General features: G+C 40.0%; 23 protein-coding genes. 9 read left to right on the top strand and 14 right to left on the bottom strand.

What is annotated here, in order from left to right:
- The first annotated feature begins 93 nt into the window (after positions 1-93).
- Positions 94-1,038, top strand: coding sequence for a metal-dependent hydrolase (locus tag AC1M83_RS12740; protein ID WP_035265065.1), 945 nt, complete (start codon positions 94-96; stop codon positions 1,036-1,038).
- A 56-nt stretch (positions 1,039-1,094) separates the two neighbouring features.
- Here the strand turns inward: AC1M83_RS12740 and AC1M83_RS12735 are convergent, their stop codons facing one another.
- Together AC1M83_RS12735 and AC1M83_RS12730 are read right to left on the bottom strand one after the other, a co-directional pair.
- Positions 1,095-2,348 carry a dicarboxylate/amino acid:cation symporter gene (locus AC1M83_RS12735; RefSeq protein ID WP_481590826.1) on the bottom strand — a complete coding sequence of 418 codons (1,254 nt, stop codon included), beginning with the start codon at positions 2,346-2,348 and terminating at the stop codon, positions 1,095-1,097.
- A 168-nt stretch (positions 2,349-2,516) separates the two neighbouring features.
- On the bottom strand, positions 2,517-3,389 hold the full coding sequence (locus tag AC1M83_RS12730) for an acyl-CoA thioesterase (protein ID WP_035265059.1): 873 nt from the start codon (positions 3,387-3,389) through the stop codon (positions 2,517-2,519).
- Between the two features lie 301 nt (positions 3,390-3,690).
- On the opposite strand from AC1M83_RS12730, the gene plsB reads away from it, so the two are divergent.
- Positions 3,691-6,264 (top strand): glycerol-3-phosphate 1-O-acyltransferase PlsB, encoded by a 2,574-nt coding sequence (plsB, locus tag AC1M83_RS12725; RefSeq protein WP_035265057.1) that lies wholly within the window; start codon positions 3,691-3,693, stop codon positions 6,262-6,264.
- Positions 6,265-6,300: 36 nt separating this feature from the next.
- Here the strand turns inward: plsB and AC1M83_RS12720 are convergent, their stop codons facing one another.
- Positions 6,301-7,098, bottom strand: a complete 798-nt coding sequence (locus AC1M83_RS12720) for an NAD-dependent epimerase/dehydratase family protein (protein WP_481590825.1) — start codon at positions 7,096-7,098, stop codon at positions 6,301-6,303.
- Between the two features lie 53 nt (positions 7,099-7,151).
- Between AC1M83_RS12720 and recG the strand changes: the two genes are divergently transcribed.
- The gene (gene recG, locus AC1M83_RS12715; RefSeq protein WP_481590824.1) at positions 7,152-9,197 is read left to right on the top strand and encodes an ATP-dependent DNA helicase RecG; all 2,046 of its coding nucleotides are present in this window, start codon (positions 7,152-7,154) and stop codon (positions 9,195-9,197) included.
- Positions 9,198-9,264: 67 nt separating this feature from the next.
- Positions 9,265-9,897 (top strand): ComF family protein, encoded by a 633-nt coding sequence (locus tag AC1M83_RS12710; protein ID WP_481586779.1) that lies wholly within the window; start codon positions 9,265-9,267, stop codon positions 9,895-9,897.
- A 17-nt stretch (positions 9,898-9,914) separates the two neighbouring features.
- Here AC1M83_RS12710 and AC1M83_RS12705 read toward each other — a convergent pair whose 3' ends face one another.
- Together AC1M83_RS12705 and AC1M83_RS12700 are read right to left on the bottom strand one after the other, a co-directional pair.
- Positions 9,915-10,316, bottom strand: coding sequence for an NUDIX hydrolase (locus AC1M83_RS12705; protein WP_481590823.1), 402 nt, complete (start codon positions 10,314-10,316; stop codon positions 9,915-9,917).
- Positions 10,313-10,912: an LOG family protein gene (locus AC1M83_RS12700; RefSeq protein WP_092768108.1), complete on the bottom strand. Its 600-nt coding sequence runs from the start codon at positions 10,910-10,912 to the stop codon at positions 10,313-10,315. The genes AC1M83_RS12705 and AC1M83_RS12700 overlap by 4 nt, the downstream gene beginning before the upstream one ends.
- 155 nt (positions 10,913-11,067) lie before the next feature.
- On the opposite strand from AC1M83_RS12700, the gene AC1M83_RS12695 reads away from it, so the two are divergent.
- The gene (locus AC1M83_RS12695; RefSeq protein ID WP_035265042.1) at positions 11,068-12,081 is read left to right on the top strand and encodes a CorA family divalent cation transporter; all 1,014 of its coding nucleotides are present in this window, start codon (positions 11,068-11,070) and stop codon (positions 12,079-12,081) included.
- 110 nt (positions 12,082-12,191) lie between these two features.
- Here AC1M83_RS12695 and AC1M83_RS12690 read toward each other — a convergent pair whose 3' ends face one another.
- From AC1M83_RS12690 to dxs, 8 genes are all read right to left on the bottom strand, one after another.
- Entirely contained in the window at positions 12,192-12,479 is a 288-nt protein-coding gene (locus AC1M83_RS12690) for an STAS domain-containing protein (protein WP_092768110.1), read from the bottom strand.
- 12 nt (positions 12,480-12,491) lie between these two features.
- Entirely contained in the window at positions 12,492-13,124 is a 633-nt protein-coding gene (locus AC1M83_RS12685; RefSeq protein ID WP_035265038.1) for an MlaC/ttg2D family ABC transporter substrate-binding protein, read from the bottom strand.
- A gap of 19 nt (positions 13,125-13,143) precedes the next feature.
- The gene (gene mlaD, locus AC1M83_RS12680; protein WP_180028249.1) at positions 13,144-13,824 is read right to left on the bottom strand and encodes an outer membrane lipid asymmetry maintenance protein MlaD; all 681 of its coding nucleotides are present in this window, start codon (positions 13,822-13,824) and stop codon (positions 13,144-13,146) included.
- Positions 13,824-14,603, bottom strand: a complete 780-nt coding sequence (gene mlaE, locus AC1M83_RS12675) for a lipid asymmetry maintenance ABC transporter permease subunit MlaE (RefSeq protein ID WP_035265034.1) — start codon at positions 14,601-14,603, stop codon at positions 13,824-13,826. Before mlaE ends, mlaD begins: the two co-directional genes overlap by 1 nt.
- The gene (locus AC1M83_RS12670; protein WP_035265033.1) at positions 14,600-15,418 is read right to left on the bottom strand and encodes an ABC transporter ATP-binding protein; all 819 of its coding nucleotides are present in this window, start codon (positions 15,416-15,418) and stop codon (positions 14,600-14,602) included. Before AC1M83_RS12670 ends, mlaE begins: the two co-directional genes overlap by 4 nt.
- 424 nt (positions 15,419-15,842) lie before the next feature.
- Positions 15,843-17,657 (bottom strand): DEAD/DEAH box helicase, encoded by a 1,815-nt coding sequence (locus tag AC1M83_RS12665; protein WP_481590851.1) that lies wholly within the window; start codon positions 17,655-17,657, stop codon positions 15,843-15,845.
- A 408-nt stretch (positions 17,658-18,065) separates the two neighbouring features.
- Positions 18,066-18,896 (bottom strand): inositol monophosphatase family protein, encoded by an 831-nt coding sequence (locus tag AC1M83_RS12660; protein ID WP_035265030.1) that lies wholly within the window; start codon positions 18,894-18,896, stop codon positions 18,066-18,068.
- Positions 18,897-19,014: 118 nt separating this feature from the next.
- On the bottom strand, positions 19,015-20,919 hold the full coding sequence (dxs, locus tag AC1M83_RS12655; RefSeq protein WP_481590822.1) for a 1-deoxy-D-xylulose-5-phosphate synthase: 1,905 nt from the start codon (positions 20,917-20,919) through the stop codon (positions 19,015-19,017).
- A 317-nt stretch (positions 20,920-21,236) separates the two neighbouring features.
- Between dxs and ribA the strand changes: the two genes are divergently transcribed.
- Positions 21,237-21,839, top strand: coding sequence for a GTP cyclohydrolase II (gene ribA, locus AC1M83_RS12650; protein WP_180028265.1), 603 nt, complete (start codon positions 21,237-21,239; stop codon positions 21,837-21,839).
- Positions 21,840-21,926: 87 nt separating this feature from the next.
- Here ribA and hemN read toward each other — a convergent pair whose 3' ends face one another.
- Entirely contained in the window at positions 21,927-23,297 is a 1,371-nt protein-coding gene (hemN, locus tag AC1M83_RS12645; protein ID WP_481590821.1) for an oxygen-independent coproporphyrinogen III oxidase, read from the bottom strand.
- A gap of 245 nt (positions 23,298-23,542) precedes the next feature.
- On the opposite strand from hemN, the gene hemF reads away from it, so the two are divergent.
- The 3 genes from hemF (at position 23,543) to aroE (ending at position 25,815) form a co-directional block, all read left to right on the top strand.
- A complete protein-coding gene (gene hemF, locus AC1M83_RS12640; RefSeq protein ID WP_179999238.1) occupies positions 23,543-24,484 on the top strand; it encodes an oxygen-dependent coproporphyrinogen oxidase in 942 nt (313 codons plus the stop codon).
- Between the two features lie 245 nt (positions 24,485-24,729).
- Positions 24,730-24,942, top strand: a complete 213-nt coding sequence (locus AC1M83_RS12635) for a hypothetical protein (RefSeq protein ID WP_035265018.1) — start codon at positions 24,730-24,732, stop codon at positions 24,940-24,942.
- Positions 24,943-25,026: 84 nt separating this feature from the next.
- Positions 25,027-25,815, top strand: coding sequence for a shikimate dehydrogenase (gene aroE / locus AC1M83_RS12630; protein WP_481590820.1), 789 nt, complete (start codon positions 25,027-25,029; stop codon positions 25,813-25,815).
- The last annotated feature ends 232 nt before the right edge of the window (positions 25,816-26,047 follow it).

The following is a 26,047-nucleotide window of genomic DNA, read 5'->3' as shown; positions in this document are numbered from 1 at the left end:
TTGATACATCAATGTCCTCAAATGCTAAGGTTATTTGAGGGCATTTTTTTATACTGAAAAATGATAATCACAACAAAAATTCAGGAAAGTGTGATGAAATTATTGTCTCGATTAAGAAATAGTAAGATTGGATCTTCTATTGAGTATCACATCAAACCTCGTAAAGTTAAATTTGAGTGGGCGGATACACCAGTAGATTGGGTTCCAAATCAGCCTTTCGTTAGTTATTTTATCAATGAAATTAACAATATCTTACCAGCAGGCGAATTTTGGTTTTGTCGTCTGTACAACAAAGTATTACCCAAAATTACTGATGAAAAACTTGCAGAAGATGTGAAAGCTTTTATTCGCCAAGAAGCGATGCACGCTCAAGCACATAATTCAGCAAATAAAGAATATCTCAGCGCACGTCATATCGATATTCAACGTAACCTCGATATCATGGACTTTCTTTTTGGAAAACTTTTAGCGGATAAACCTTTAGGTCTAAACGTCCCAAAAGCCTTAGATCATCAGTGGGATTTATTTAGATTAGGTATTATTGCTACTGTTGAACATATGACTTGTGTCCTCGGCAAATATGCCTTGTACAACAAAAAATGGGGAGAATTGGGTGCTGATGCCAATATGCTCGATCTCGTAAAATGGCATGGTGCTGAGGAAATTGAACACCGTACCGTTGCATTTGACTTATATCGTCATCTTGGCGGTGGTTATATTTCTCGCTATTATCAAAGTGTAGTTGTGATTGCTGCTGTATTAGGTTTATGGGTTGATGGTGCTGCTCATATTATGGGTCAAGACCCTCGCTTTAAATCAATTAAACCAGCTGTTTACAAACCTTGGATTTGGCGTGAATGGGCACGAATTGCCCAAAAAGACAATGGTTTACTTCCTCACCCATTCTGGCTTGTTTCTCAACAACTCGGCTATTTAATGCCTTGGTATGACCCTGTTCATGAAGCAAAAACTGAAGATGCGATCAACTATCTAAATCAGTCACCAGCAGCGGAACGTGCAGCACTGAAAGTTGCATAATGTATTCAATAAAAAAGCAGGGTGATCCCTGCTTTTTTTATATCTGATCTAATCTTTTAAGCTATATTTTTTTCAATAGGTTCATGATCAGGATTCGTGTAACGATCTACAACAACACTAATCATCATATCCCCCTGCACATTCACCACTGTTCTAACGGTATCTAACAAACGGTCAATCGGCAATAATATCGCGATTGCTTCTGCCGGGAGTCCAACTGATTGTAAAACCATAATCATGGTAACCATACCTGCGCTAGGTATACCTGGTGCCCCTAAAGATGCAATCATTGCTGTCGCACACACAATCAATTGTTGTCCTAACGTTAAGTCAAGCCCCATTAAATTCGCAATAAACAGCGCCGCCGCAGCCTCATACAATGCCGTCCCATCCATATTCAATTGTGTCCCGAGAGGGATCACAAATCCTGCAGTCTGGGGTCTTACTCCTAAATTTTCCTGAGCACACTTCATTGATAGCGGCATGGTTACGGAACTTGAGCTAGTAGCAAACGCCGTAATCAAGGCTGCTCGTGTTCCCTTAAAAAATGTAATTGGATTCATTCTCCCGAAAATCCAGAGCAACAAAGGCAAAACAACAAGACCATGAAAGATGGTCGTTCCCGTGACTACTGCTGCAAATTCTGCTAATCGACTCAGAACAGATAGGTCCTCCGTCGCGATTAACTTTGCCAGTAACGCAAAAATCCCTATTGGTGCGAGCTTCATCACCCAACCAATCATCAACATCATGATTTCAAAAAATTGCTGACTCAACGCTTTCACTGTTTCAAATTTTTCACCACCTTTAACAAGAGCCACCCCAATTAAAAGTGCAAAAACGACAACGGCTAACACATTACCTTCAGCAAATGCTTTAAACGGGTTTATTAGTGTATTTTGGATAAAGTTGGTAAAAAAACTCGAGGGCGTCAAAGTATCAGGCGTCTGATGCTGATTCATGGTCTCTTGAAAAATAGTGATGTCTACACCCTTCCCGACCTCAAAAAGATGCGCACACGCAAGCCCCAAAATCAGCGCCAACGTTGTGGTTGTGACACAACAAGCGAGGGTAATTTTCCAAGTTCTACCAAGTTGGCCACCAGTCTGTAGATTGGAAACTCCGACAACAATAGAACTAAAAATGAGAGGAATCAGTAATAGTTTCAGTAGGCCGATAAAGATACTACTGGCAATCCCTAAGCCATATAAACTTCCGTTAAAAAATGCTGTATGAGGGAATACATTTAACAAGAAGCCAAAAGCCACACCTAAAATTGCAGCAATTAAAATTTGCGTATTTAGACTCATGTCATGTGCTTTTCATTTTGATTTATTAGTCGCACTATGCCATGAGCGCCCTCAAGAATCGATCATTTTTTCTTGTTAGCTTTGCAACCGAAACGAATAATTTATAAATACAAATATGAAGTAAAAAGCCAAATCTGAAGATTTGGCTTGAAGCATGGATCAATTATCTTATTGCGTTTCGATTTCACGAATTCGAATTAGACCTTCTTGCACTGTACTACAGACCAATTGTCCATTTTGCCACATTCGTCCAAAGTTCAATCCTCTAGAACTTGCACTAATCGTTGCTTCCATGTCATAGAGCATCCAATCATCTACACGAAATGGTTTATGAAAGTACATGGTATGGTCAATACTGGCACATTGTAAACTCGGTGAAATATAACTGAGTCCGTGTGGTCGTAGTGCAGTTGTCATCAAAGTAAAGTCTGAATAAAAAGCAGCGATCGCCTGATGTAATGCATTTTCATCTACATCATCAGCCAAACGATCGTGTGTACGAATATAGTGCGCGTAAGACGGCGCTTCAGGTTGTGGTTGGAATGGATTGACTGGCATTACAGGCTTAATTTCAACATGACGATCACGCATAAAGCTGGCACGCACATTCTCTGGTACAAAATCCACAATCATTTTCTTGAGTTCAGCTTCAGATTTTAGCCCATCTACTGGCGGGTATTCTGGTTCAGCAACTTGATAATTGAGACCCTCTTCTTGGTCTGCAAAAGATACCATACACATGAATATCGTTTTGCCATGTTGAATCGCACGAACTTGGCGACTCACGAAACTACGTCCATCACGGATTCGATCTACTTCATAAATAATGGGTGCATTAACATCCCCACCAAATAAGAAATATGCATGCAATGAGTGTGCAGGGCGATCAGTTGTATATGAAGCAGCACGTAACGCTTGACCTAGAACTTGCCCACCAAAGACACGTTTGCCAACCAAATTTTGGCTTTTGCCTCTAAAAATGTTTTCTTCAAGTCTTTCTAGCGTGAGTAAATCTACGAGTTCTTGCGTGAGCTGATTCATATCGGACCTATATATTTCATTGCTACGACATTAAATTGGTCCTGTTGAATTTAAACAGATTTTCCAATTTAATGACTCAATCTCTATCTTGCCATAATTTCCGAGTAAACAACTAAACTTTGCTTGACTATATTGTCATAAAACAAATTTGATATTTTGGCTAAAAATACGATTATTAACGAAAATTCATCCAAATTCTGTGCATTTTGTTAGAAAATGACATATTGTTTTGATCACAGATTTAAGAAAATAATTGCCTTCATTCGCGTCATGCGAAATTCGTCTTTGGCTAGGAGTATGTATGTCCAAGAATGGCTTTGGTCAAATGTATCGTCGACTTTCCAGTAAGTTGCTTGACCTCGTAGTAACACCGCATGTTCTTGGAGAGGTTCCTACTGAAACCCAACCTTCAACACCACCCACTGAAAATAACACGACTCACAAAAAAGTGGTGTGCTATGTATTACAAAATTACTCGCGTAGTAATGCGTTAGTGGTTGACGGCGAAACTCGTCGATTAAATCTCGCGCCAGCACTTGACCCACTCATGATCGGGGACCATAAAGAGAAAGCTGCTGTATTATTTTTACAACACCAAGATGAAACAAACTTACTTAATCCGCCACCCCATGCATTTCCACCTCGTCTCCTCAGATTGATCGAGATATTGGATAAGCATCCAGATACTGACATTGAACTTATACCTGTGACTGTATTGTGGGGCCGCTCACCGGACAAAGAAGATTCATTATTTAAATTGCTATTTACGGACACTTGGGCAACGCCAAGTACTGTTAAACAACTGATGAATATTGGTTTACATGGTCGCCAATCTTTTCTTGAATTTCATGAACCAAAATCACTGCGCGAATTGGTAGATTACGCACGTGTAACACATCCAAACTTGTCTCCTGCAACATATATCGTCAATCAACTCAATGATTATCTAGATCGTCAGCGTGAAGTTGTATTAGGTCCAGATTTGTCAGATCGTCGAAACGTGATGCAATCATTGATTAAATCTCAAGATGTTCAGGACGGAATTCGCAAAGAAAGTATTCGCTCTAAAATCAGTTTGATTGAAGCTGAGCGCCGTGCGATCGGCTACGTGAATGAAATTGCATCAGACTATTCTCATGCAACAGTACGTTTTGCAGAACAAGCCCTGACGCGTCTTTGGACTCAACTCTATGACGGCGTAGAAGTACATAATTTCAATACAGTTCGTGAATTAGCGAAAGACTACGAAATTATTTATACACCTTGTCATCGTAGCCATATTGACTACCTATTACTCTCTTATGTGATTTATAAGCGTGGGATGATGGTACCGTACATTGCTGCAGGTGATAACCTGAATATGCCATTCGTTGGTCAGCTTTTACGTGGTGGCGGTGCATTTTTTATACGTCGAACCTTCCGTGGAAATGCGTTATACACCACTGTATTCAAAGAATATCTATACAGTATCCTATCGCGAAACACGCCATTAGAATACTTTATTGAAGGTGGACGTTCACGTACTGGACGTTTATTACCGCCGAAAACAGGTATGTTGGCAATGACTGTGCATAGTCATTTGCGTGGTCGTGCTAAACCTATTGTATTTGTCCCGACCTATTTTGGTTATGAACGCCTGATGGAAGGTGCAACTTACGTCGGTGAAATGAATGGTAAGCCTAAAGAGGCCGAATCTATCTTTGGTATTTTACAAACCTTAAGAAAGATTGAACGCATCTTCGGTAAAGTACACGTAAACTTTGGTGAACCCGTCTTCCTTGATGAGATTTTGAAACAGCATGGTGCTGAACATATCAAAATTGAGAAGAATGATGACCCGATTCCTCAAGAAGTTTCTGATGCAGTCAACACCTCAGCAAATGCAATTCTTGAAAATATTAACCGTGCTGCTGTTATCAACCCAGTTTCGTTATTGTCACTTATTCTTTTATCGACTTCCAAGCACACGCTTGATGAAGAGATTTGTATTAAACAGTTAGATACCTATCGCAATCTTCTAACAGCTTTACCTTATGATCATCGAGTTCAAATCACACCACTGTCTGGTAAAGAAATCATTGCTTATGGTTTAAAACTCAAGTTGATTAAGCGTGTAAAACATGTCCTTGGCGACATCATTGCGATTGAAGATGGTCAAGCAGTATTACTGACATATTTCCGCAATAATATTTTGCATGCTTATGTCTTGCCATCACTGATTGCTGCGATGGTCGAGCACAATGGTAAAATTTCACAGGGCGATTTGATTAATGTCATTCGTACACTTTATCCATTCTTGAAAGCTGAACTTTTCCTTAAGTGGAATACGGATGAGCTTAAAGAACAGATCTGTAACTATGTTCAAGGTCTGGTAGAAGCACAGTTGATTACGATTGATGAACATGGAAATTTATGTAGCCCTGCACCTAACTCTGAACAACACAATCAGTTAGTCGTGCTTGCTGCTCCAGTGAAGCAAAGTATTGAACGCTACTACATGACACTTGCCCTAATTACTCAACGTGGCTCTGGAAATATTACGACCAAGCAGGTCGAAGATTTAAGCCATCTATTAGGTCAGCGTTTATCTGTACTTTATGAGTTCAACTCACCTGAATTCTTTGATAAAGCGCTCTTCCAAAGTTTTATCAAAGTTCTGACTCAACAAGGCTATATCAGTAATAACGAAGAAGGCGCAATAGTCTTCGATGCACAATTCAAAGAGGTTGCTCAATATGCCAACTTGGTACTAGATGATGTAACCTTACAAATGTTGCAACATATCACTTCATTTAACGATGAAGAGCTCAAAGAAGCTTTGGATGCAGTTGCTGATCAACAAGCCAAAAAACGCTTAAAACGCAAGAAAAAATAGTATCTAAAACCCTCCCCAGCGAGGGTTTTTTTATGCCTAAATGAGTTCTCGATAATCCTTAAAAAATTGAGCATGTTTCAATTTAAAACCAGTGCTTAACATTCGAGAGGCATAAATTTTCTTTCCACGCTGTGCCTCACTCAATAATTTTAATGAAGGGATGTTTAACTGCTTTTGGAACCACAGAATAATTTCATGTAATGGAATGGGTTGATTATTACTACAAATATAAGTTTTTTCTGGATGTTCCACGTGAAGTAAATGGACAAGAAAACCCGCTAAATCTTCGATATGAATTCGATTCGACCAATGCACATTGGGATAGTCCATTGTATTTTGAGCAAGCTGCATCATTCTCTTCACGGATACGCCATAAATACCAGTGGGTCTCACAATGATACATTGCTGTGGAAAGGCTTCTTGCCAAAGCTTCTCCATTGTGGCTAACACTAATGCTTTCTCATCTTGCGGATTGATCTCTGTTTGATCATCAATCTCCTCCCCTTGATCTTGTCCGTAAACGCGTGTCGATGAGACAACAATAATCTTTTGGATGGGATGCAATGCAAGCTGATTTCTCATATGTGGAATCGCATCTATGAAAGCTGCTTTATACCCGTTTAGTGATGGGTCTTTGGGTGCAATCAACACGTATACTGCATCAATAGGCGACAATGTCGATAAATCAAGTTGGTGTATATCTTGTTGAAGATGCATAGCACCTGCTTGATCTTTCCTGCTTAAACTGACTGTGGTAATTTGATGTCCTTGTTGAAATAATTGTTTAGCAACATGTTGCGATGTTTTACCATAACCGATAAATAGAATATGCATGTAAGACCTATTCTCTAGTGTTATAAATTCAATTTAAGCAAAGTTGAGGGGACATGACTGCAGTCCATCAGTTGCAAGGTGTAGGAAACGCCGCTGCCGCTTTACTCGAAAAATTAAATATCTGGAATACGGATGATCTTTTGTTTCATCTGCCTCGAGATTATGAAGATCGCAGTACTATTGTGCCCATGAATCAACTTCAAGTAGGTCGAAGCTATTTACTTGAAGGCACTGTCGCATCAATGGATATGCCGCCCGGTAAACGCAAATCCATGGCTATATTATTACAAGATGATTTTGGAAAAGTCACCTTACGTTTTTATCATATTTATAAAGCATTGATGGATCGCGCAAAGCCTGGAAATCGTTTAAGAGTGTTTGGTGAAGTCCGAGTAGGCGCTCGTGGCCTAGAAATGTATCACCCAGAAATTCAATTGATTACGGATCATACACCACTTCCAAAAACGCAGCTAACCGCAATTTACCCATCAACGGAAGGACTCACTCAACCTAAACTGCGTGAATATATTAAACAAGCTTTAGCACAACATGCCCATGATTTACCAGAACTGATTCCTGCAAAATTTACCAATGGGTATGCTTTAAAAGAAGCACTAGAATATATTCATCACCCTCCCACCAATGCCAATATGTTGCAACTGGCTGAAGGGCAGCATCCTGCACAGCAACGTCTCATCTTTGAAGAATTAGTCAGTCATCAAATTAGTTTGTTGACTCGTCGTGCATACATTCAACAGATCTCCGCACCTGCATTTTCAGCCAGTCGAACATTTGCCAAACAACTTCTCTCCATACTTCCCTTTGAAATGACGAATGCTCAAAAACGTGTTTCAAATGAAATTGTGAAAGATCTTAAACAAAACAAACCGATGCTCAGACTGGTGCAAGGTGATGTAGGTGCAGGCAAAACCTTAGTAGCAGGCATTGCGGCATGTCATCCACTCGAAGAGGGATGGCAAGTTGCTCTTATGGCACCGACTGAAATCCTCGCAGAACAACATTATTTAAATTTTAAAAAATGGTTCGAACCACTCGGCATCCAAGTTTCTTGGTTATCAGGCAAACAAAAAGGGAAAGCACGCGCTGCTGCAGAACAGCAGATTAGAGAAGGTTCTGCCCAATTGGTCGTCGGCACTCATGCACTATTTCAGGATAACGTCCAGTTTCGTAAATTGGGTCTTGTCATCATTGATGAACAGCATCGGTTTGGAGTTGACCAGCGTCTAGCATTACGAAATAAAGGGGCACAGGATACGACACCACATCAGTTAGTAATGACCGCCACGCCTATCCCACGTACATTAGCAATGTCAGCGTACGGCGATTTAGATACTTCTGTGATTGATGAGTTACCCCCAGGGCGTACCCCAATCCAAACAGTCACTATTCCACTCGATCGTCGTGAAGAGGTCCTGCAGCGTATTGCGACAAACTGCGCTGAAGGTAAGCAGGCTTATTGGGTCTGTACATTAGTGGAACAATCAGAGACGTTAGATGCCCAAGCTGCTGAAGCGACTTATCAGGAGATTAAAGAATGCTTTCCGCACCTCAATATTGGTTTGGTTCATGGCAAAATGAAAGCTGATGAAAAACAAGCCGTCATGCAACAGTTCAAAGACAATCAATTACAACTGCTGATCGCAACAACCGTGATCGAAGTTGGAGTGGATGTACCAAATGCATCCATCATGGTCATTGAAAATGCGGAGCGACTGGGTCTATCTCAACTACATCAATTAAGGGGCCGTGTGGGTCGAGGTGCTAAAGCAAGTTTTTGCGCATTATTATATAAAAGTCCTTTATCGCAGAATGGACAAGAGCGTTTACGCATTATGCGTGAAACCAATGATGGCTTTTTAATAGCAGAAAAAGATTTGGAAATCCGCGGCCCAGGCGAACTGTTAGGAACGAAACAGACTGGAGACATGGGCTTTCGCGTGGCTAAATTGGAACGGGATGACCATCTGCTAACTCAAGCGCACTATGTCGCGACTCAAATTTTAAAAGATTACCCACATCAAGCGGATGCTCTTCTTAAACGATGGTTACCAGAAGCACCTAGATATGCGTATGTTTAATATGTTCCTTAATCAACGAGCTCAGTTATAATCATAGGTACTCACAATAAAAATAACTTGAGCCATGATGCTGAGCCCTATTCATAACCTCTATCACACATTATTATCACGACGCGCTTGCCAATTATGCGGATTCTCTCCAACTCAAACCCACAGATTATGTGATGACTGTTGGACAATGCTCCCATGGAAAAGCCCTTCACTCATTCATCGACATGAAAGAAATATTTATGCTTGTTTCGACTATAGCTTTCCTATAGATCGCATTATTCACTTATTCAAATATGAACAACAACTTCATTATCAAACTTTTCTAGCACACACATTGCTAGAACTTAAACTGAAACGTTTTCAAGCGATTGTACCTATGCCTATTTCAAACGAGCGCTTGAAAGAGCGTGGTTATAATCAAATGATGGTCATCGGAAAAATTCTTTCCAAAAAACTGCAAATACCCATTTGGCAGCCAATTGAGCGTTCAGCACAACACTCACAGAAAGGCTTAACACGTGTAGAAAGAATCGAGGATATTCAATCTCAATTCAAACCAATACGTTCAGAAAAAGGAAAGTTTAGAAATATCCTGATTATTGACGATGTCGTGACCACAGGGAGTTCAGTCAATGCGTTGGCCAATGCACTAGAAAAGCTCGGCTGTCAGAACGTTCAGATCGCATGCATTGCAGCCGCAGAATATTGACACAGTCACTTTAAGTTTTAATTGGCATTAAAATGCTGCCTACACCAAGGAATCACGATTTCTCGAGTTAACGGTGCTAAAGGCGTAGCATCATCATCTAAATCGATCCATTTCATTTCAGCAATTTCTGCATGAATGTGAGGCTCTTGTTTAAGCTGAACTCGATAGAGATAACTAATCAACTGATGATCCGCTTCATTTGCAGCTTTGGTTTCAAAACGACCTATATATTGATCTATTACTGCCTCAGCGCCAATTTCTTCTTTAATTTCTCGCAGAATCGTGTCCTCAGAAGGCTCATTCTCCTCTAACTTCCCACCAACTTGCATGAAAAACTGGGTATTCTTTTTTCGAACCAACAACAACTGCTGATCCTCATTGGAAATAATCGCTGCTGCGACAGTAATGATTTTGCTCATGTATCTAGTTTCACCAAATCTTCTCGATCTTGGACACCCCATTTCGGTTGTGGTGCCTGATAAGACTCGAATTTTGACACAATATCCTCGATTGAAGTTGAATTGATTAATGCATTGGTAAAGCGAGCTCGAGTAAACTCTTGATCTGTCGTATGTTGAATGAATTGTAATAAACCATCATAAAACCCGTTGATGTTTAAAAATGCGCAGGGTTTAAGATGAATACCGAGTTGCGCCCATGTCCATTGTTCAAAAATTTCTTCAATTGTTCCTGCACCACCCGGTAAGGCAATAAAACCATCCGACAAATCTGCCATCAGCGTTTTACGCTCATGCATACTGGTAACAACGTGAAGTTCAGTCAAATTTGGATGTGCTAATTCACGATCCACCAATCCTTGTGGAATCACGCCAATGACCTTTCCACCAGCCTCTAATGCACTATCCGCAACAATCCCCATTAATCCTGAACGACCGCCACCATACACCAAGGTCTTGCCTTGTTGCGCTAAATATTTCCCTGTTTTCTTTGCTGCATCAGCATAAACAGGATCGGAACCTAATGTTGAACCACAAAATATTGCAATAGAATTCATTTAAAATTAGCCTTAAGTTTTTATAACAACAATTAAAATGATATGTTCTGTGTTTTTTAACCCAATTAATGATGGAATCGGTTTTTTTTCATGGCATCCTTGTCTAAAATACACCCATCGTTCACACACAAACTGCGCAAGGGAGAAAAGATAAAATGCTTGAAGCCTTTTATGCCACAGAGCGCGGTAGTCTAGAAGATGCAACGATCAATGGTGGGTTTGATTTACACCCTGAATTGGTTTGGATCGATTTAATTGCACCCTCTCAAGATGAGCAAGAATGGGTTTTAGATGCCTATAAACAAAATCTTCCAACACTAAAATCATTAGAAGATATTTCTTCATCTGCACGATTCTACCGTGATGATGATGGCATTTTACATATCAGTACGTATTTTTTAACGAAAAATAAAAACTACCAAGTCGATGGTGACCCTGAAGAGTCATCCAATATGCTAGGAACGGTTCAAACCGTTGCATTTATTTTACATAAAGATCGACTATTTACTTTACGTGGTGAAAAGCTCGTTGCTTTCCGTGCCTTTCGAGCACGTGCTCGCCGTAATGATTACGACATTGACTATAAAGATCCGACTTGGATACTTTTGGGTTTACTCGAAGCTAAACTCGATGAGCTTGCGGATATCTTAGAAGATATCCACAAGGATTTAGAACTCTACTCTACAGAAGTATTGAATGTTCGCCACCGTGAGCAAATTCTTGATCTCGATGATATGATTACCCGTCTTGCTCAAAAAGAAGATATGTTGGGTAAAGCGCAACTCTGTTTAATTGACTTACGCCGCGTTCTGACCTTCTTAGCAAGACCCCGTGCCTTAGGCAGTCATATTTATGATGCTGATATTCGAGAACTCAGTGAGGATGTTCGCTCATTAGTAGAACATGATGCATTCTTGTTCCAAAAGGTTCGATTCCTATTGGATACCACTTCGGGTTTCATTAATACTGAACAGAATGATACGATTCGTCGATTCTCGATTTTACCTAGCATGCTTGCTCCCCCGATGTTGGTGGCCAGTATTTATGGTATGAACACTGATGTACTGCCCTTTGCTCAAGGAACGACGAGCTTTGTTGTTGTCAGTCTGATTATCCTAGTATTCTTATTTGGACCACTGATTTATTTTAGATGGAAAAAATGGATTTGAGCACGCTTGGATGTTGTGTTTTTTAAACAACGTATGAAGTACCTTCTGTTGAGTAAATTACTATTTTAAAGCGATAAAAAAGCACCCTAAGGTGCTTTTTCATTTTTCAATCAAATCAATTTTAAATCATTTTCTAAATGGCAAGATTGAATGATTTTCATCATTTTTTCTGGCACAGATTTAAACTGTAAACTCGATGTTCCAGGTGCTTGACGCAATAAACGCACTAAAACAGCTAGCGCCAGAGTACTACCATGTTCAAGACCTGATAAATTTACAGTAAGTGGAAACTGATTTGCCTGCTGAATCAACATTAAACCTTGTTGATAATACTGTTCAGCATTGTCGAAACTAATTTTTCCAGAAACTATAATTTCTTGATCTTTGAGTGAAATCACAATTGTTCTCTGTTATTTTTTCTCAACTGCAGCTTCAGCATCAGGCTTAAAGTTTGCAATTGCTTTATTGATATCGCCACCATTACGCTTCACAGTAGCAGCAAACTGATTACGGAATTGCAAACCTAAGTCAATTCCAGAAACGTTGATATTGCGAATCTTCCACTGATCACCTTTATCAGCCAATTGGAACGATACAGGGATCTTCTCACCCTTGTTAATAAAATCAATCGTTACAACAGGGTTTTTAGTGTTAGATGCTTTATACGGACGAATTGTATATGTCTGATTAGAAAACTTAGAGAAAGCACTGCCATAGTTTTCAATCAATGTTTCACGGAAGTTCTTCTCAAACTGTGCGCGTTGAGCAGCATTACTATATTGATTCGTCGCATAAGTTCCCATCACGATACGAGTAAATGATTGCGAATCAATATATGGATCTAAATTTTGACGAACAATTGCGCGTACCGCAGCAGGGTTATTTTGTAACTTAGCTTGGTCTGCTTTTAAACGTGAAATTAAGCCATCAGCTACTTTTTTGATAAATGCAGGAGGAGTCTCCGTAGGTGCAGCAAATGCTGTACTCGCAATCATCGTCGATAAAACGCTAACAGTCAGTGTTTGCTTTACGAACGTATTCATTTATTTTTCCTCTATTTAATCATTCAACAAAAGAAGCAGTTTCATCTGTGAATTCTACAGTTTCTGCATCTGATGAACCATTTGAATCTTTTTTCGCAGCTGAATCACCAGCACCACCAGTCACAAATTTAGACACTAAGTCTTCAATTTCCATTGTGCTTTGTGTGTTGCCAATTTGATCACCACGTTTTAAATAATTTAAACCACCACCTGGAACAATTTTGAGATACTTCTCGCCCAGTAAGCCATTTGTCGCTACCATAATGTAAGCATCTTCATCAATATTGGTGATGGAGTTCATGTTAGCGATCAGTTGCTTTTCCATTTCTTTTTGTTGCGATGGCGTCGCAGCTTCATAGTCACTGCTATAACGCAACTCTTCTAAAGCACCTTCTTGCACAGTTTTAAGTTGTTCATCATTGAAAGATGTCAGCTCACCATCTAAATTAATTTTCACTGTTGCAAGACGTGTTAACGGATCTAATGTGATTGACTCAACTTCACCTACTTTTACGCCGCTTAGTGCAACTTTAGCACGTGGTTTAATACCATTCACGTTATCAAAAGTTGCCGTCATGCTATAACTATCTTTTAAATTTGTCCCAGCTAAGCCACTTACTTTCATTGCCAAGAAAAATAATGCACAACCAAATAGAATCACGAATATTCCAACTGCGAGCTCACTCGTACGTGATTTCATTACACACCTCCAAACATGACCGCAGTCAAAACAAAATCAAATCCTAAAACACATAGTGATGAATACACTACCGTTCTTGTTGTTGCTGTCGCAATGCCTTCTGATGTAGGCTCGCATGAATACCCCTGATATACGGCAATCCACGTACAGATTAAAGCAAATACAAAGCTTTTGATGATCGTGCCATTAAAGACATCTTTATAAAATTGAACGGCACTTTCCATACCACTCCAATACGAACCTTCATCAGCACCTAAAAAATCCACACCGACCATTTTTCCGCCCATGATCCCCACAGCAGCAAAAATTACGGCAAGCATAGGCAAACTAAATATACCCGCCCATAAACGTGGTGAAATAATGCGTTTAAGTGGATCAACACCGATCATTTCCATACTAGACAATTGCTCAGTCGCTTTCATCAAACCAATTTCGGCGGTTAAAGCAGATCCTGCACGCCCCGCAAAAAGAAGGGCTGCAACCACTGGCGCAAGTTCACGCAACAAGGTCAACGAAACTGCTGCTCCAAGCATCGCTTCACTGCCGAAAGTGACCAAAATGCTATACATCTGTAAACCCAAGACTGCACCTATAAACAGCCCTGACACCACAATGATAAGCAATGATAATACGCCAACACGATACATTTGATAGATAAAGAGTTTGACTCCAATCCAAGTCGGCATCGAAAATAAAATTTGAACTAGCATAATGGCTGCAACGCCAATACCTTGAACACGTTCTATAACGCGTCTACCTAGTGAGGCTATCGCATTCATGTACGCACCTCATCACTTAAATATGCTTGATGACTAAATTGATAATCCACAGGACCTTCGACCGAACCTGTTAAGAATTGACGGACGAAAGGCGAACTATGATTCTTTAACTGATCAGGTGTGCCCTCGCCTTGTACTTTACCTTCCGCAACCACATAAATGTAATCTGCGATCGATAATGTTTCAGCAACATCGTGAGACACGATAATGGTCGTTAGGTCTAACGCTTCTCGTAAAGAACGAATCAATCGGGTTAAAACCCCCATTACGATGGGATCCTGACCAGCAAATGGTTCATCGTACATAATCAAATCTGGATCTAGTGCAATTGCACGAGCTAACGCCACACGGCGATTCATCCCCCCTGAAAGCTCAGAAGGCATCATTTGCTCAGCGCCACGTAATCCTACAGATTCGAGTTTTAAAGCGACCAGTTCTGCAATCAAATGTTCAGGCAATTGAGTATGGGCGCGGATAGGGAAAGCTACATTTTCATAGACAGTCATATCAGTGAAAAGCGCACCACTTTGAAAGAGCATCCCCATACGAGCACGTGCTTTAAACAATTCCTGACGACTCATTTGGCTAATATTTTTGCCATCCAACAAGACCTCGCCTGCATCAGGTACAAGTTGCCCCCCAATGAGTCTAAGAAGCGTGGTTTTCCCCGTCCCTGAAGGCCCCATAATGGCAGTAATTTGACCCTTACGAATCTTTAAATTGACTTGGTCGTAAATAACACGATCACCACGATTAAAGCTTAGATTTTTTACTTCGATCAACGCTTGCTCATCGATTTGTATTTGATTATTCATAGCTGAGCGTGTTCCTACAATTTTTCAGCTTGCATACTATACTCTGAAATAACTGAATTTAAATGTTATTTATAAAATACAAGGTTAAGCGGACATTGTAGCATTATTGATCATTTTTATTAATTTTGCTTATAGAAAGATGTGTTTTATTTATGAAACAATGATTTGAAATTATTCTTTTTTATAAATTTATAATGTGATACTAAAAAAGTAATAGGCAAGATTAAGTAATACCAATAAAAAGAACACGTACATCATGATTGCACCAACATTCATTTGCTTCGTCTCAATCATTATAATCTTATTATTCATATTTTACATTTACCATAAATAATGTGAACTTATTCACCTTTATTCTAACAGATTTTTTTATATGAGCAATAAAAAACCAGCCCGAAGGCTGGTTTTTATTTAGCTTTACCGATTAGTCGTTAAATTTACGACGTGGGCGATCGCTATTGAATTCACGCTTTGGACGGTCATCACCTAATGTACGTTTTGGACGATCAAAACCACCTTCACGACGTGCTGGACGGTCACCGAAATCACGTTTTGGGCGGTCACCAAAACTGTTTTCACGAGGTTTATAATCTACACGGTTACCACGATTGTCATCGTTAGAACGAGGGCGATCACCGAAATCACGCTTTGGACGATCATCAAATGAACGTTGCGGACGGTCACCGAAATCGCGACGTGGACGATCTTCGCCATTAAACTCACGACGTGGACGGTCATTGTTAAACTCGCGACGTGGACGATCTTCACTATTGAATTCACGACGTGGACGATCGTTGTTGAACTCGCGACGCGGACGATCTTCGCCATTAAATTCACGACGTGGACGGTCGTTGTTAAACTCGCGACGTGGACGATCCTCACCATTGAATTCACGACGTGGACGATCTTCACCAAACGAACGGCGTTCGCCATCACGGTTACCTTCGCGACGTTTGAAGTTTGATTCACCTTCAAAACGACGACCACCACCGAAACCACCACGGCCACGGCCTTCACCACCACGGCCACGACCGCGACCAGCGCCATCACGACTACCGCGTGCTGGAGGTGGAGATGGCTCAAGACCTTCAATTTCAGAAACTTCTAGACGTGCATCTAAGTAGTCTTCTAAAGCACGAATTTTACCACGTTCACGGTAAGTCGCTAATGTGATTGCTTTACCAGTACGACCTGCGCGACCTGTACGACCAATACGGTGTACATAATCTTCGTTCTTCATTGGAAGACCAAAGTTAATCACGTGTGAAATTGTTGGTACATCTAGACCACGTGCTGCAACATCAGTTGCAACTAAAATTTTTGCGCGACCTTCACGGATGCTGCGCAAACGACGGTTACGTACAGTCTGTGGCATTGCACCATGAAGTGCTACAACTGAAAGACCAGCTTCAGACAGTTCTTCTGCAAGCATATCTGTATCTTCTTGCGTAGAAGCAAATACAACAGCTTGATCAAGATCTTCTTCATTTAACCAATGTGTTAAAAGCTTTTTCTTGTGCTCAAAACCATCAGTCCAATGTAGAGTCTGAGTGATGTCAGTATTCGTCGTGTGACCAGTTTCTATCGCAATACGTTCTGGCTCATTCATCATACGTTCTGCCAACGTAATAATACGTGGTGCGAACGTCGCAGAGAACATTAATGTTTGATCACGGTTACCCGCTAAATCACTGATCGCCTCTAAATCTTCAGAGAAACCAAGATCAAGCATACGGTCTGCTTCATCTACAATTAATGATTTAACTTTGTCCAATTTGATTTGACGACGGTTTACTAGATCAAGTAAACGACCTGGAGTCGCCACAACAACTTGTGCACCTTTTAATTGTTGGATTTGTTTACCAAAAGGCATACCACCCATAATCGCAGCAATACGAACACCTTTCATGTGACGTACAAATGCAATCGCATCTTGGCTCACCTGTTGAGCCAATTCACGTGTTGGGCAAAGTACTAAAATTGTAGGTGCAGTTACAGCACGCATACGCTCTTTGAAAGAAAGCAACGTATCTTCACTACCCGCTAAAGCGTGAAGTGTAGGTAATAAGAATGCAGCAGTTTTACCAGAACCTGTTTGGCTTGATACTAAAAGATCTTTACCATCTAAAGCAGCAGGAATTGATTGTTCCTGAACAGGAGTAGGCGATGTAAAGCCTAATGCTTGTAATGCTTGTTGAAGTGATTCGTGTAGTGGAAAATCAGCAAAAGTTTTGCTCATAGAGTTTTTCACCCGAAAATTGGGTGCTCCATTAAATAAAGTCTGATGGACATCGGCAAAAAGCGGTACAGCAATAATCGCTGAAAATATAGAATCAGCGGCGATCCGAGAACGACGATGCGTATAACGCACACATGATTACAGCCTGAACCTGAAGGAATCGCTTTTAGCGATTGGGTGGGGCGCGAAATAATGTCCTCTCTTTGGACCGGACGCGCATACACAATATAGAAGAGAAATGTTCAGGTAATGAACGAAATTTAGTGCGTGCGCGGAGTATAACAGATTTTTTTATAATGTCATTAAGTTTAATTGCTTTTTGGTGCATTCAAGTACAAATATTCAGATTTATCATGTTTTGGACATAAAAAAGCTCCCAGTTAGGGAGCTTTCATAAATTTGATCTGCTTATTTAGCAGCAGCACCCCAAGCTGGGACAACTGCTTGCATCAATGGTTTCAATAATTTCATAGAACAAGCCAAGACTTGACCATTTTCCATTGAATTTGAACCACCGCGCGCATCAACTACTGTACCACCAGCTTCTTTTACAATTAGTTCACCCGCTGCAATATCCCATGGTTTCAAACCAAGTTCGAAATAACCATCGTAACGACCAGCAGCAACATAAGCTAAGTCGAGTGCTGCTGAACCTAAACGGCGGAATTGAGCACCTTGCTCAGATACTGCCAACAAAGAATCGAAGTGATTTTTTGCATAAGAAACTACTTCGCCATCGCGTTTAGCACGATATGCATGACCAACAGCCAAGAATGTACGATCTAAACTATCTTTTACATTCACACGAATACGACGTTGGTTCATCATTGCACCGCGACCGCGACTCGCAGAGAACAATTCATCTTTGATTGGGTCATACACAACACCGTGTTGAGTCACGCCTTTGTGTTGAACTGCAATAGAAATACAGAAGTGTGGGACACCGTTAATGAAGTTTAAAGTACCATCTAAAGGATCGATCACCCAACACCAATCAGCATCGTGACCTTTACCTTCTTGCATACCAAACTCTTCACCAAGGAAGCTGTGATTTTTATAGCTTTTGCGCAAGATATCGATCGTCAACTCTTCAACATAGCGATCAACGCGAGTCACAGGACCTTCGATACCTTTTTCTTCAACTTGCAGATCAAGTTTATGACGATTCTGATGCGCTTTTAAAAGCTCTTGACCAACTGTTTGAGCCGCACGCGCAGCCATCACCACCATAGGTTCCATTGAACACCCACTACAAATTTGAAGATACTGATAAAGAATAATGCATAAAAGCGCCGACATTTTATCAAATATCGACGCTTTTAGGTAAAAAATGTTTCTAAAATTTTATGACTTGTATTTAAACCACCTGTACAAGCTTTAACCAAGCTTGTTGAATTGAAGATTGGATACCTTCTGCATCTAATCCACAATCTTTAAGCATCTCAGCATGACTGGCTTGCGCTAAGAATTGATCAGGTAAGCCTATGTTCAAAACTGGCTTAAGAATGTGTTCGGCCATTATAAATTCATTCACAGCACTTCCAGCACCACCCATGACTGCATGCTCTTCAACCGTTACAAAAAGTTGGGTTTGATCTGCATATTGTCGAATGATTTGACCATCTAGGGGTTTAACAAAACGCATATTCACAACGCGTACTGCAACATCCAATTGATCAACTAAAAGCTGAGCAGCATGTTCTGCAACACTCACGCGGCTACCGAAAGCTAAAATAGTAATCACTTCTTCGGCTTTTACATTCAGCTCCAAAGTTAACTCAGCTTTACCAATTTCAAGCGCTGTCAGTTCTTTTTGAATTTCAACACCTAAACCATTTCCGCGTGGATAACGTACTGCAGCAGGACCCGGGTGCAAATAAGCGGTATGTAGCATTTGACGGCATTCATTTTCATCTTTTGGTGCCATAATCACGATATTCGGAACTGTACGCATAAATGCGTAATCATATGCACCAGCATGAGTTGGTCCATCCTCACCTACTAAACCTGCACGATCGATACCAAATGTGACATCAAGGTTTTGTAATGCCACATCATGAATGAGCTGATCATAACCACGCTGTAAGAAGGTTGAATAAATTGCCACTACTGGTTTTAAACCTTCACATGCCATACCAGCAGCTAAGGTCACTGCATGTTGTTCTGCAATTGCCACATCAAAGTAACGATCAGGATATTGTTTGGCGAATTGCACCATACCTGAACCTTCACACATGGCAGGTGTAATGGCTAACAACTTATCATCCAACTGGGCTTCATCACACAACCATTGCCCAAAAACATCAGAATATTTGGGTGCTTTTGTTGAAGCTGATGCAGCATTTAATTTAGCAATTGCGTGATATTTTATTTGATCTGCTTCAGCAGGTGCGAAGCCCTTACCTTTCTTGGTATAGATATGAATTAAGCGCGGCCCCTTACGTTTTTTTAAGGCACTAAATACATTAACAAGTTCATCGACATTATGACCATCGAATGGACCAAAATAGTCAAATCCAATCGCTTTAAATAAGTTATCTGCAGCCTCTGTAGCAGCACAATGTAAGCGTGAAGTGTAGTCCCACTCAGGATAATCCCGAATAAATGGATTACCCTGCTCATCAATGTGTACAGATTGCCCTTTTTCCCAAATCGCAGCCAAATGTTTTGCAAAACCACCCGTGCTACATGAAATCGACATATCATTATCGTTCAGTACCACCATGAGATCAGCATTATGTGCAACAGCATCATTCATGGCTTCGAATGCCATCCCTGCTGTCATTGCACCATCACCGATAATTGCAACCACTTCACAAGGATCTTTTTGATAACGACGAGCTAAAGCCATTCCCAAACCCGCTGAAATAGCAGTTGATGAGTGGCCCACACCAAAAGTATCAAACTCAGACTCTTCACGAGCGGGGAACGCCGCTAAGCCATTTTTTGCACGAATTGTTGTTAGTTGCTCACGACGTCCAGTCAAAGCTTTATGTGGATATGCTTGATGACCCACATCCCAAATAAGACGATCATGTGGTGTATTGAAACAATAATGCAAAGCAACAGTTAATTCGATTACACCCAGATTGGCACCGAAATGCCCACCACTTTGTCCAGCAGCATACAAAATAAATTGACGTAGCTCGTCCGACACTTGACTCAATTGTTCTTTGGCTAGTTGACGCAATTGCATTGGATGATCAATCGCATCCAACAAAGGCGTAACAGGACGTTGACTAGGTATTTCGGTATACAACATATGTGGCAATGCCTTCTAAAGCCTGGCAAATCCTAAGCTAGGTAAATGGGTTAGCTCGATTCTTCTTATTGATCGAGAAATCGAAAAAAAACACCTTAAATCAACCACATTTATATTGGTCCAGTGTTAAGCTTTCGCTAAACGGGCGTTGTTAGGTAGCTAGATTATCCTGAATATCGATGCTACTTATCAACTATTATCTTGTGCTTTGCAAAAAAAAGGAAATCTTCTGTGTAAATTTGCACAATGATACTCAACTATGGTCTGATCATTCAGCTATACTTTAGCCAAATTATGAACATGTAATGGAAGTCGCTGTGCCTATAGAGTTTGTTGCCACATCTAAATTACCCACTGCCTTTGGTGATTTTAAAATCACTGTTTTTCAAGATCCTAAAACAGGTGAAGAACACGTAGCATTGTCAAAAGGATTAGATACAGCACCCACCTCTCCTGTCTTGGTAAGAATCCATTCCGAATGTTTAACAGGTGATGCTTTTGCTTCATTAAAATGTGATTGTGGCCCACAACTTCAAGCAACTCAAAAACTGATTAACGAAGCAGGACAAGGCGTAATTTTATATTTACGTCAAGAAGGTCGTGGTATTGGTTTAACCAATAAAATTCGTGCTTATGCCTTGCAAGATCAAGGGCATGACACAGTGGATGCCAACCTGATGCTCAACTTACCCGCTGATGCGCGTAAATACGATATGTGCAGTATCATGCTGGATCACTTACAAGTGAAAAAAGTCAAACTGGTTACGAATAATCCTCTCAAAATTAAAGCTTTAACTGATTTAGGAATTGATGTGGTTGATCGTGTCCCGTTAACGGTCGGTTTGAATAAATTCAATGAAGAATACTTAAAAACCAAACATGAGCGCATGTCACATATGTATCAAAAGGATGATTTTTAACTACAGCATAATTTAATCGTTGTAAAAAAATACCCCGATGCTTAGGGGTATTTTTTCACTTAGACTCAATCTAATTTGTGAAGATGACTATATCGTCATAGAAAATATCCGATTTTCAGGTTTGTTTCTTTTTAACCTTAAATCGAAAGCCATACAGATATTTCGTACAAATGGTTTTCCAGCTTCCATTACCTTCAATCCATATTCACTCATCTTCACAAGTTGGTCATTTTGCATTTCAGCTAAATCTTCTAAAACTTGTGGTCGCTGTGCAAAATCCATGTCACCTTGCCAATTCGTCTCAAAGTGGCACATGAGATTTAAAATGTGTTTTCTGATTTTCAAATCTTCTTCTGTTAAAAGATGACCTTTAAAAACTGGAATTTCATTTTGTTCTAATCGAGCATAATAATTTTCAAGCGTCTTTTCATTTTGGGCAAAACCTTGCCAACAATCGCCAATAGCTGACATCCCTAAGCCAATCATCACTTCTGTTTTTGAAACGGTATATCCCATAAAATTACGATGTAACTGTTGGGCTTGAAATACCTGATACATATCATCATGCTCAAGCGCAAAATGATCCATTCCTATTTCATGATATCCAGCAGACAATAATTTTTGTTTTCCTTGCTCATAACACTGTCTTTTCTCTTCATCGCGCGGAACATCATGGTCTTTAAAACCACGTTGCCCATTGCCTTTGATCCATGGTACATGCGCATAACTGTAAAAGGCTAAACGATCTGGCTTAATTTGAATGGTTTGATCAATTGTGTTTAAAACATCATCTAAATATTGAAAGGGCAGCCCGTAGACCAAATCATGCGAAATAGAGGTATAACCAATTTCACGCGCCCATTCTGTAACCTGCTTTACGTGTTCAAAAGGTTGAATTCGGTGGATCGCTTTCTGCACGGTTTCATTATAATCCTGCACGCCAAAGCTAACGCGTCTAAAACCCAATTCAAACAGCGTCTTTAAATGATCGTAAGAAGTATTATTAGGATGTCCTTCAAAACTAAATTGATGATCTTCAGCTACTTGTGATAGCGCTAAAAGCCCATCAATCAACTGTTTAAGATGCTGAGGAGAAAAAAATGTAGGTGTCCCCCCCCCTAGATGTATCTCTTTAATCAAAGGACGCTCTACAAATAACTCACAATACAATTTCCATTCTTTTAACAAAGCCAAAATATAGGGCTGTTCCATTTCATGTTTTTTAGTGATTTTTTTATGACATCCACAAAAAGTACATAAGGACTCGCAAAAAGGTAAGTGAATGTAAAGGCTAATACCATGTTGGCTATTCGATTTATCAAAACGTATTTTTAGTTTTTGCTGCCATAGTACTCGATCAAAAGTCGACTGCTCCCAATACGGAACTGTGGGATAGCTCGTATATCGAGGACCTGGAACATTATATTTTTGCACCAGTGAAACAACGTTTTCGAACATATCCCCACCTTTAAAATCACCACATATTAAAAGCTTAACTGCTTTCAGTCGTCCTATTTTGAGGAGCTTATTCTTTTAATTCAACCTAGTATCTTGGTCAGGATTCATAAGTAAATTCAAATCACAAAGTACGTTTACCCTGACTAAACTTAAATCTCGATCTGCTATATCGATAAAATCACCTTAATCTTTCATACAATTTATGTTTTGATGTAGCTAGTTTTTCATTGCCCAAGAGGCTTGGTATGTCACACCCGACTTCTGCAGATATCCAACGTGTCCGTGAATTTTTACTCGACTTACAAACTCGAATTTGTGCTGCGCTTGAACAACAAGAACAACAAGGTGGCGGTAATGCTCAATTTGAGATCGATGATTGGGAACGTCCCGAAGGTGGTGGTGGCAGATCACGCGTATTGCAAGATGGTACAGTGATCGAAAAAGGTGGTGTGATGTTCTCACACATCAATATTTCAAAGTTACCAGCATCTGCTACCGAACGACATCCACATATAGCTGGCGCACGAGCACAAGCCATGGGGGTTTCTTTAGTGATCCATCCTAGAAATCCAAATGTGCCGACCTCACATGCCAACGTAAGACTATTTGTCGCAGAAAAAGAAGGACAAGATCCTATTTGGTGGTTTGGCGGCGGTTTTGATTTAACGCCATTTTATCCGAATGATGAAGATGTTAAATCATGGCATCAAACTGCGCACGATCTTTGTGCACCTTTTGGCGATCATGTCTACCAAGATCATAAAAAATGGTGTGACGATTATTTTTATTTGAAGCATCGTGATGAACAACGTGGTGTCGGTGGGTTATTTTTTGATGACTTAAATCAGTGGGATTTCGAAACTTGTTTTAAATACATGCAAGCTGTAGGCAATGGATATCTCAATGCGATTCTACCAATCTTCCAACGTAATCAAGATAAACCCTATAGTGAAGCTCAACGCGATTTCCAATTGTATCGTCGTGGGCGCTATGTGGAATATAACTTAGTTTACGATCGAGGGACGTTATTTGGATTACAAACTGGCGGTCGAATTGAGTCTATTTTAGTAAGTCTTCCTCCATTAACGGGTTGGAAATACAGACCTGAATGGGATGAAGGCTCTGCTGAAAAAAAATTAACCGACTACTATTTAAAACCGAGAGATTGGCTCGCTGAACTGCATTAAATGTAAATCACTCGCCCTGTTAAAACAGGGCTTTTTTGTGGAGCAATATATTCATCCCATTGTCTAACGAAATTGAATAATTCCATTACATTCTCTTAGAAAAAAAGGCACAATAGATAAAATTGATTAAATTTTGTCACACTTCTGATGACACAGCTCTTAAGTTTAATTTAAGCAAAGTACTGTACAATCAATTTTTACTTGTATTACTCATGGAAGTTTTTACTTCTGCATAAGGAATCGATATGCAACACAACTCTATTCGCGCACGTGTTGTCGTATTTTGGACACTGGTTATTGCTCTTTTGAGTGCAATCAGTACCACTATATTTTCAGAAACACTACTCAATGATAGCTTTGGTTTTAGCTTGATGGTGTTTGCAGCTGTTGGTCTACTGCTCAACATTGCGCATATTTTACTTCATACCCTATTTGAAATTTGTAACCCAAGTCATTAATACACTTCATTAAATATGTTCATATTGGGAACTTTCTGCATTTGACGTATATTGTTTGCCACTTCTTCATCAGGAATTAGAGCAATGCGCAAACAATTTGCCGTAATTGGAAATCCCATTGAACAATCTCGATCTCCAGAGCTTCATCATGCGTTCGCACAAAAGACTGGGGTGATCCTTGAATATAGCAAACGCCTTGCTCCTCTCGATGGTTTTACACAGAGTATCAATGAATTTTTTAAGGCTGGTGGTATTGGTCTGAATGTCACGGTACCGTTTAAAGAACAAGCTTTTGCACAATGTGATATACTCACTGAACGTGCCAAAATTGCAAAAGCAGTAAATACACTATGGATGAAAGATGGTGTATTGCATGGCGACAATACCGATGGCCAAGGACTTGTTGCAGCCATTCAACATTTAAATTGGCCTCTTGAGCAAGCAAGCGTGCTTATTTTAGGCGCAGGTGGTGCAACACGTGGCGTGATTTATCCACTGCATAAAGCTGGTGTAAATAAAATCATGATTGCTAATCGAACGGTTGCTCGCGCAGAGCAATTGATTCAGGACTTACAACCTGCTGTCCCAGATCTAGAGCTAAACGCTTGTGGTCTTGATCACATAGCAGGTGAATTTGATATTGTTATTAATGCTACCTCGGCAAGCTTATCTGGCGATGCAATCAATCTACCTCAACAGTTAAAATTCAAATATGCCTATGAAATGGCCTATGGCAAACCTTCCACTTTCCTTGATCAAGCGAAACAGCGTGGAATTCCGACTGCAGAAGGATTTGGAATGCTCGTTGGACAAGCGATTGAATCTTTCGCGATTTGGAATGGTGTGCGTCCAGAATTAAAAGATTTTATTTAGTTTTTGCACACGTTTAGTGCCTTGTGAATAGTGCAATTTTTTAAATTGCACTTTTTTCTCTCTATAATATCGATTAAATCTATTCGAATTGATTTTAGTGACATATTTTTAGTGCATATTCAAATTGAATAAATTCAAATTAAACATATGATCATCCACACAACAAAACCAACCTAAGCTTATGTATTAATAATATTATTTTTTCTAATAAACTCCTACTACAACAAATGAA

The organism is Acinetobacter sp. 25-47-130, assembly GCF_056779705.1.
This window is presented reverse-complemented; position numbering and strand designations above follow the sequence as displayed.